The sequence below is a fragment of the Flavonifractor sp. An306 genome (assembly GCF_002159455.1).
In the GTDB taxonomy this organism is placed as follows: Bacteria; Bacillota; Clostridia; order Oscillospirales; family Oscillospiraceae; genus Flavonifractor.
The window spans coordinates 1-8,707 of the sequence record NZ_NFIQ01000105.1; the positions used below are offsets into that span (position 1 = coordinate 1).

Here is an 8,707-nt window from a genome sequence, read left to right on the forward strand (position 1 = left end):
GGCGTCAGGGTAGGTGTGGGCGTGGGCACGGGGGTGGGGCTTGGCGTGGGCTCCGGGCCCGCCGGAGAGGTGATCACGGCGGTAAAGGTTTCGCCGTCCCAGGCTACCTCCGCCCCCAGCTGCTCCGAGACAAAGCGCAGGGGCACCATGGTGCTCTCCTTCCCGTCCCACTTCACCACCCCGGCGGGGACCCCGTCGGGCAGCTCCACGCTCTGGCCGTTGACCAGGGCGGAGGCAGAGCCCAGGGTGAGCACAATGACGTCCTCCCCCTGCGTCAGGATGGCCTGCCGGGTATCGGGCACCCAGGTCACGGTGGCCCCCAGGGCCTCGGCGATCAGGCGCACCGGCACCAGGGTGCGTCCGTTTTTCCCCTCGGGATACTGCACCAGCGCGGGCACATCCTCCGGAGTAAGCTCCGCCCCGTCCAGCGTGATGTTCACCCGGTCGGTCTGGACCAGTTGGCCATAGCGTCCGGCGGATTCCTCATAAAAGTAAACGGAGAGGGCGCCCGCCGGTCCGGCGGCCATGGCGGGCACCATTCCAATCAGCAATACCAGGGTTAAAAGCAGGGAAACGGCCTTTTTCATAACAGAACTCCTCGGCAAAATATGTTTTTATTCTACCGTATTCCCTATACCCCGTCAAGGCGCTAGGACAAAAAAGTTGACATAAATTTTTGGCTGTCCTGATTTGCAAGTCCACGCAAAACAGCTTGCACTTCTCACGAATTGTTGGTATGATAGATATAATTTGAATCACAACGGAGGGGATACCCATGCTGAAAATTACCCCACAGGGCGCATACTATAAAAACGGCGCCTTCCTGCCCGCCCAGGACGGCCCCGCCGCCGGCCTGCCCGCCCCGGAGGAGGCCAAAAGAGGCACCATGGCCTACGCCATCCTGAAGGCCCACAACACCGGCGACTCCATGGACAGCCTGGCCATCAAATTTGACGCCATGGCTTCCCACGACATTACTTATGTGGGCATCATCCAGACTGCCCGGGCCTCCGGCATGCAGGAGTTCCCCGTGCCCTATGTGCTCACCAACTGCCACAACTCCCTGTGCGCCGTGGGCGGCACCATCAATGAGGACGACCACGTGTTCGGCCTGTCCGCCGCCAAGAAGTACGGCGGTGAGTTTGTGCCCGCCCATCAGAGCGTGATCCACTCCTACATGCGGGAGCGGTACGCCGCCCCGGGCAAGATGATCCTGGGCTCCGACTCCCACACCCGCTACGGCGCCTACGGCACCATGGCCATCGGCGAGGGCGGCCCCGAGCTGGCCCGGCAGCTGCTGAGCAAGACCTACAATGTCGCCTACCCCAAGGTGATCGCCATTTACCTCACCGGCGCTCCCATCCCCGGAGTGGGCCCCCAGGACGTGGCCCTGGAGCTCATCCGCTCCACCTTCAAGGACGGCGTGGTGAAAAACGCCGTCATGGAGTTCTTCGGCCCCGGCGTGGCCAGCCTGTCCATGGACTACCGCTCCGGCATCGACGTGATGACCACCGAGACCACCTGCCTGTCCTCCGTGTGGCCCGCCGACGACACCCTGAAGGACCACCTGGCGGCGCTGGGCCGGGGGAGCGAGTTCAAGCCCCAGGCTCCCGCCGACGGGGCCTACTATGACGGGGTGATCGAGGTGGAGCTGGACAAGGTCCGGCCCATGATCGCCCTGCCCTTCCACCCCTCCAACGCCTACACCATCCGAGAGTTCAAGGAGAACATGAAGGACCTGCTCCATCAGGTGGACGAGGACACGGTGCATCAGCTCAAGCTGAAGAACAAGCCCGCCTCCCTGCTGGACAAGATCGTAAACGGCCAGTTCCACGTGGACCAGGGGGTCATTGCCGGCTGCTCCGGCGGCACCTATCAGAATATTGTCCGGACGGCCCAGATCCTGGATGGCCACTCCATCGGCGCCGACGAGTTCTGGCTCTCCGTCTACCCCACCAGCCAGCCCGTCAACCTGGAGCTGACCCGGAAGGGGTACATCGCCTCCCTGATGGCCGCCGGCGCCTCCATCCGCTCCTGCTTCTGCGGCCCCTGCTTCGGCGCGGGCGACGTGCCCGCCAACGGCGGCTTCTCCATCCGCCACTCCACCCGCAACTTCCCCAACCGGGAGGGCTCCAAGCCCTCCGACGGCCAGGTGTCCTACGTGGCCCTGATGGACGCCCGCTCCATCGCCGCCACCGCAGTAAACGGTGGCGTGCTCACCGGAGCCGATGAGCTGCCCGCTCCCCCCGTGGACCCCGCGGTGGAGCCCTTCTCCTATGACGACACCCCCTACAAGGCCCGGGTGTACTTCGGCGTGGGCAAGGCCGACCCCAGCCAGGAGCTGGTATTTGGACCCAACATCGCCGACTGGCCGGAGCAGGTGGCCCTGCCGGACAACCTGCTGCTCACCGTGTGCTCCGCCATTTACGACCCCGTCACCACCACCGACGAGCTGATCCCCTCCGGCGAGACCTCCTCCTACCGCTCCAACCCCATCAAGCTGTCCGAGTTCGCCCTGAGCCGGAAGGACCCCCAGTATGTCCCCCGTGCCAAGGAGGTGCTGGCGGTGGAGAAGCTGCGCCGCACCGACCCCGAGGCCCCCGAAGTCAAGGCGGCCCTCATGGGCCACGACGGCAGGGACACCGGCCTGGGCTCCCTGGTGATGGCCCTGAAGCCCGGCGACGGCTCCGCCCGGGAGCAGGCCGCCTCCTGCCAGCGGGTGCTGGGCGGCGTGGCCAACCTGGCCGCCGAGTACGCCACCAAGCGCTACCGCTCCAACGTGGTGAACTGGGGTATGCTGCCCTTCATCGCTGAGAACGTGAAGGATTGGAACATCCAGCCTGGCGACAGGCTGTACATCCCCGGCGTCCGCGCCGCCGTGGACAGCGGCGCGGAGGAGATTCCCGCCACCCTGCTCCAGAACGGGGCTGAGAAGGCCGTCACCCTGAAGCTGCCCGGCATGACCCGGGAAGAGCGGGACATCGTGCTGGCCGGCTGCCTCATCAACTACTACGCAAAATAATTTTTCCTCCACGCAATTATTGTCCCCTCTCAAGTGTGTATTGGTTAGAACACACAGAAAGGAGGACCCGACATGAAACGCGTGTTTTCCCTCACCGCCAGTCTCCTGCTCTGTCTGGCCCTGTTGGGAGGTACCGCCTCCGCCGACACGGGGCCCAAGCAATCCCTCACCATTACGGTGGTCAACGCCCCGGAGGGGGTGTACTATCTGGATCTGCTCCAGCAGGATGGGGATGGGTCTCCCAACATCCATCGGGAGGACTACGATCCCACCCTGCTGGAGGGTCTGGAGGGCTGGGAGGATGAGGGCTGGTATCCCGCCCTGGTCCACGGCACAAATCCGCCCCTGTTCGGCGATCTGGTGCCGGGCGAGGACGGCGCTCACCACTTCACCTACTTTGGCCTGCCGGAGACCTTCCGCATTGCCGTCTCCTCCGCCGGTGGGGCCCAGGCCACGGCGGAGCCCTTCACCCGGACGGTGTTCCACACCGAGCTGGTGTACGACTATGAGAGCAACACCATCACCCGCTCCACCTCCACGGCGGGCTACTATCTCACCCAGTTCCTCTCCACCTTTCTCCCCACGCTGGTGGTGGAAGGGGTCCTGCTGTGGCTGTTCGGGTTCCGCAGCAGACGGGACTGGCTGGTGTTCCTTCTGGTCAATCTGGTCACCCAGGCGGGACTCCACCTATGGATCGGGACGAGTCTGGTCAGTGTGGGCTCCCACCCCCTGTACTATTTGATCCTGGTGGTGGCTGAGGTGCCCATCCTGCTGGTGGAGCTGGCCGCCTATCTGTTCCTGCTGAAGGAGCATGGCAAGGGTCGCCGGGCGGCCTATGCCATCTGTGCCAACCTGGCCAGCTATGCCGCGGGTTATCTGCCCCTCCACTGGATGGTACAATTTCTGGCCCAATGAGAAGAATTGTTTTACAGAAGCGAAAAATTGCGGTATAATACGATATGCCGGGTAGGAATTACCCGGCATATCGTTATTTTATTGTTAGACAAGGGGATCTCTATGAAAAAATTGCTCGCGGCGGCCTGCACCCTGAGCCTCCTGCTCTCCGCCTGCTCGTCGCCCGCCGCCACCCAGCCGGAGGACGACGGCAAGCTCCACGTGCTGGCCACCACCTATCCGGTCTACCTGTTCACCACGGCGGTAACCGAGGATGTGGACAGCGTGGAGGTCAGCCTGCTGGTGAACCAGCAGACCTCCTGCCTCCACGACTATACCCTTACCGTCAGCGACATGAAGGCCATTGAGGGGGCCGACGTGATCGTGATGAACGGAGCGGGCCTGGAGGACTTTATGGCCGACGCTCTGGCCGCCTCCGACGCGCCGGTGATCGACTGCTCGGAGGGCATCGAGCTGCTGCCCGCCATGGGCCACGAGGGTCACGACCACGACACGGAGTATGACCCTCACATCTGGATGAGCCAGGCCTCCGCCGGGGTGATGATGAACAACATCCTGCACGGGCTGGCCGAGGTGGACGAGGCCAACCTGGACCTGTACACCGAAAATTGCAGCGCCGCCACCGCCCAGCTGTCCGCCGACAACACCGGGCTGGCGGAGTTGGCCTGTCCCTACCTCATCACCTTCCACGACGGCTTTCAATATTTCTCCCAGGAAAACGGCCTCACCCTGCTGAAGGCCATTGAGGAGGAGGAGGGGGCGGAGGCCTCCGCCGCCGAAATCAAAGAGATTGTGGCTCTGATTGCGGAATATGACATCCCCGCCATCTTCACCGAGGTCAACGGCTCCGACGCCACCGCCCAGGCCATCGCCCGGGAAACGGGCTGCGCGGTCTACCAGCTGGATATGATCATGAGCGGCGATGGGGCCGGGATTCAGCCCTATCTCGATGCCATGGAGAAAAATATGGACACCATTGCGGAGGCCTTGGGATGAGCGTACACAAACACGGCGATTCCGGCCCGGGCTGCGCCGGGTCCTGCTGCCTGAAGGTGACCGACCTGGGGGTAAACTTCGGCAGCGAGGAGGTGCTTCACAACGTCTCCTTCCACCTCCACTGCGGGGAGATCGTGGCCCTGATCGGCCCCAACGGGGCGGGAAAAAGCTCCCTGTTCCGCACCATTCTGGGCCAGATTCCCCACACCGGCGACATCGAGTTCCAGCGGGCGGGGGGCGACAGGACCCGCCCCCTTATCGGCTACGTACCCCAGTCCCCCAGCTTTGACCGGGGAGACCCGGTGAGCGTATTCGACTTCTTCTCGGCCGCCATCTCCAAGTGGCCTGTGTTCCTCCCCGCTCCCAAAAAGCTGCGGGAGCGGGTGGCGGGCTGTCTGGCCCGGGTCCACGGGGATTCCCTCATTGACAAGCGGATGGGGGCCCTGTCCGGCGGCGAGCTCCAGCGGGTGCTGCTGGCCCTGGCTCTGGAGCCCCTGCCCCACATTCTGGTGCTGGACGAGCCCCTGTCCGGGGTGGACATCGACGGGGAAAAGCAGCTGCTGGACATGCTGGACGAGATCCGCACCAAGTATGACCTGTCCATCCTCCTCTCCACCCACGATTTCGCCACCCTGGACCAGTACGCCGACAAGGTGTTATTGCTGAAAAGCGAAATCCTGAAGGTGGGCACCCCTGCCGAGGTGCTCTCCTCGCCGGAATTCCAGGCGGTTTTCCACCTGGACCTGGGAAAAGGAGGGCGGCGGTAATGGAATGGTGGTATTCCCTGGTGGAGCTGCTGCCCTTTGAGTGGGCGGCGCCCGGCTCCATGTACTTTATGAAAAACGCCCTGCTGGCGGTGCTGGTGATCTCCCCCCTGTTCGGCCTGCTGAGCACCATGGTGGTCACCAACCGGATGAGCTTCTTCTCCGACGCACTGGGCCACTCCGCCTTTACCGGCATCGCCATCGGCACCCTGTGCGGCTTTGCCGACCCCATGTGGATGGCGGTGCTGCTGGCGGCGGCCTTCGCCCTGCTGTTCACCTATGTGCGCCGGAAATCCCACATGGCCAGCGATACGGTGATCGGGGTGTTCTCCTCCACCGCCGTGGCCCTGGGCATCTTTATCGCCACCCTGGACGGGGGCAGCTTCACCAAGTTCAACAGTCTGCTCATCGGCGACATCCTCAGCGTGGAGCCCGCCAAGATCGGTCTGCTGGCGGTGATCCTGCTGGTGGTGGTGCTGCTGTGGCTGGCCTCCTTCAACGGCCTGATGCTCTCCTCCATCCACCCCGCCCTGGCCGACAGCCGGGGGGTGCAGGTGTTCTGGCAGGAGGCGGTGTTCTCCATGGCCATCGCCGTGGTGGTCACCGTGTCCATGACCTGGGTGGGCCTGCTGGTGATCAACTCCCTGCTGGTCCTCCCCGCCGCCGCCGGGCGCAACCTGGCCCGGAACATGCGGCAGTTCCATCTGATTTCCATTCTGGCCGCCATCGTGGCGGGTATCGCGGGGCTGATGACCTCCTATCACATCAGCTCCTCCGCCGGGGCCTCCATCACCCTGTACCTGGCCCTGTGGTTTGCCGTTACCTTCCTGTTCCGGCAGTCCAGACTGTAAGTAAAAAAGCGTGCGGACTCAGGTCCGCACGCTTTTTGCTTTACTTGCTCCGCTCCCGCTGATAGACGATACGCAGGCCGTCCAGCACCAGCTGTGGGTCCACCACGTCGATGAGGGGGGTGTTGTCGGCCACCATCCGGGCCAGGCCGCCGGTGGCAATCACCTTGATATCCTCCCCGCCCATCTCAGCCTTGGCCTGGCGGATCAGGTATTCCATGGCGCCGATATAGCCCATCACCGCACCGGCCTGGATCTGCCCCACGGCGGTGGTGCTCAGCACCGTATCCGGCTTCACCAGCTCCACCCGGGGCAGCAGGGCAGTTTTCTGAAACAGGCCGTCAATGGACACCCGCACCCCGGCGGTGATGCAGCCTCCCAGGTACACCCCGTCGGCGCTCACCGCGTCCAGGGTGGTGGCGGTGCCGAAGTCCAGCACGATGAGGGGCGTGCCGTACTTCTCCATGGCGGCGATATCGGCCACCGCCCGGTCGGGGCCCAGCCGCTCGTCGCTGTCGCAAGGGATATAGGGCAGCCTGGGATCCAGGTCCTCGTCGATGACCAGGGGCTCCTTACCCAGGTACTTTTTCACCGCGTTGGACAGAGTGTGCATGATCTGGGGCACTACCGAGCCGATCACCACGTCCTCCAGCTGGTCCAGAGACACCCCAAAGCGCTGGAAATACTGGCACATCAGCAGTCCCATCTCGTCGGAGGTGCGGTTGGCGTCGGTCTGCAGCCGGAAGCTGCCCTTCAGCTCCTCCCCCTCGTAAATGCCAAATACCATATTGGTATTGCCCACATCAATGGCAAGCAGCATGGTTCTTTCCCTCCTGACTTACATGGTACTCAGATAGCACACCGCGCCGTCCTCCTGCAGAATGGCCACGGCATAGGTGGGGTTGGCCAGGCTGCCGATGCTGCCCGGATTGACCACCCAAAGCCCCTGCTGGAACTCACAGACGGCCTCATGGGTGTGTCCGAAGCACAGCAGGCCCGCCCCCGCCTGGCGGGCCGCCCGAATGGCGGCGGCCGCACCCATTTTCACGTGGTAAATATGGCCGTGGGTCATCAGCAGCTTGCAGTCCTCCAGCGTAAAGATCCGCTCCTCCGGCAGGTCAGGCCGCCGGCCGTCGCAGTTGCCCGGCACCAGGGTCACCGGGATGTCGGGGAACTTCTCCTGAAGGGCCTGGGCGTCACGGACCAGGTCGCCCAGATGGAGGATCCGGTCCGGGCGCTCCATGCGCACCACATCCTCCATATTGGCCACATTACCGTGGGAGTCGGAAAAAATCAGCAGTTTCATGCAATCACCTCTCAGGGTTTGCTCATATAATGGCACGAGACCCACTATAAATAAGGAAGATGGAGCTGATGGTATGAAGATCCCCCAGTCCAATCTGGACGAACTGATGAAAGACCCCAAGGCGGCCGCTCTGCTGAAGGACCAGGCCCTGCTGCAGCGGGTGCTCCAGTCCCCCGACACCAAGCGGCTGATGGAGACCCTCAGCCAGAAATTCGGGGACCAACTCCAGCACACCGCCCAGTCCGCGGTCCACGGGGACCGGCAGGCCCTGTCCAGCCTGGCCAAGCAAGTCATGGGGAGCCAGGAGGGCGCCCGGCTGCTCCAGCAACTCAATCAGCAGACCGGGGAGAAAAAATAGCGCGGGCAGTCCAGCCGCACAGAGGAGGGGAGCATCGGTATGGCAGAATTTGAGGAAAAGCTGAATGCCATTCTGAACGATCCCCAGGCCATGGGGCAGATCCTGTCGGCGGCGAAGGCCCTCTCCGGACAGGAGGAGAACCCGCCCGCCGGCCCGGAGGCTCCGCCCCCGGAGGAACCGGCCGACGACCCCCTGTCCGCCCTGGGGCAGCTGGACCCCCGGCTGCTCCAGGTGGGGATGCGCCTTTTGTCGGAATACACCGGCAGCGACGACCGGAAAACTGCCCTGCTGGAGGCCCTCAAGCCCTTCCTCCGCCCGGAGCGCCGGGCCAAGGTGGACCAGGCCGTGAAGATCGCCAGGCTCTCCCGCGTCATCCGCACCGCCTTCCAGCTCTTCCAGGAGCGCAGAGAGGAGGGGATGGAGGATGTATAACCGCTACATTCCCAACGGCACCGCCTACACCCGCATTTCCGAGCCGGAGCCCGCCCCTCCGCCTCC

General features: G+C 63.9%; 10 protein-coding genes. 7 read left to right on the plus strand and 3 right to left on the minus strand.

The window, feature by feature from the left end:
• Positions 1–587 (minus strand): copper amine oxidase N-terminal domain-containing protein (locus B5F88_RS17615; RefSeq protein ID WP_140402179.1); only part of this gene is annotated, 587 nt, incomplete at its 3' end.
• Positions 588–775: 188 nt separating this feature from the next.
• Between B5F88_RS17615 and B5F88_RS17620 the strand changes: the two genes are divergently transcribed.
• The 5 genes from B5F88_RS17620 to B5F88_RS17640 all read left to right on the plus strand — a co-directional run bounded on the left by B5F88_RS17620 (position 776) and on the right by B5F88_RS17640 (position 6,548).
• Positions 776–3,022, plus strand: coding sequence for a hydratase (locus B5F88_RS17620; protein ID WP_087348641.1), 2,247 nt, complete (start codon positions 776–778; stop codon positions 3,020–3,022).
• A 72-nt stretch (positions 3,023–3,094) separates the two neighbouring features.
• The gene (locus B5F88_RS17625; protein WP_087348643.1) at positions 3,095–3,937 is read left to right on the plus strand and encodes a hypothetical protein; all 843 of its coding nucleotides are present in this window, start codon (positions 3,095–3,097) and stop codon (positions 3,935–3,937) included.
• 102 nt (positions 3,938–4,039) lie between these two features.
• A complete protein-coding gene (locus tag B5F88_RS17630; protein ID WP_087348645.1) occupies positions 4,040–4,933 on the plus strand; it encodes a metal ABC transporter substrate-binding protein in 894 nt (297 codons plus the stop codon).
• Positions 4,930–5,700: a metal ABC transporter ATP-binding protein gene (locus B5F88_RS17635; RefSeq protein ID WP_087348647.1), complete on the plus strand. Its 771-nt coding sequence runs from the start codon at positions 4,930–4,932 to the stop codon at positions 5,698–5,700. The genes B5F88_RS17630 and B5F88_RS17635 overlap by 4 nt, the downstream gene beginning before the upstream one ends.
• Complete coding sequence (locus B5F88_RS17640) at positions 5,700–6,548, plus strand: metal ABC transporter permease (RefSeq protein ID WP_087348649.1); 849 nt, start codon at positions 5,700–5,702, stop codon at positions 6,546–6,548. The genes B5F88_RS17635 and B5F88_RS17640 overlap by 1 nt, the downstream gene beginning before the upstream one ends.
• A gap of 40 nt (positions 6,549–6,588) precedes the next feature.
• Here the strand turns inward: B5F88_RS17640 and B5F88_RS17645 are convergent, their stop codons facing one another.
• On the minus strand, positions 6,589–7,365 hold the full coding sequence (locus B5F88_RS17645) for a type III pantothenate kinase (protein ID WP_087348651.1): 777 nt from the start codon (positions 7,363–7,365) through the stop codon (positions 6,589–6,591).
• 18 nt (positions 7,366–7,383) lie between these two features.
• Positions 7,384–7,851, minus strand: coding sequence for a metallophosphoesterase family protein (locus B5F88_RS17650; protein WP_087348653.1), 468 nt, complete (start codon positions 7,849–7,851; stop codon positions 7,384–7,386).
• A gap of 73 nt (positions 7,852–7,924) precedes the next feature.
• Here B5F88_RS17650 and B5F88_RS17655 point away from each other — a divergent pair, with 73 nt between their 5' ends.
• Together B5F88_RS17655 and B5F88_RS17660 are read left to right on the plus strand one after the other, a co-directional pair.
• A complete protein-coding gene (locus tag B5F88_RS17655; protein ID WP_087348655.1) occupies positions 7,925–8,209 on the plus strand; it encodes a hypothetical protein in 285 nt (94 codons plus the stop codon).
• A 39-nt stretch (positions 8,210–8,248) separates the two neighbouring features.
• Complete coding sequence (locus B5F88_RS17660) at positions 8,249–8,641, plus strand: hypothetical protein (RefSeq protein ID WP_087348658.1); 393 nt, start codon at positions 8,249–8,251, stop codon at positions 8,639–8,641.
• The last annotated feature ends 66 nt before the right edge of the window (positions 8,642–8,707 follow it).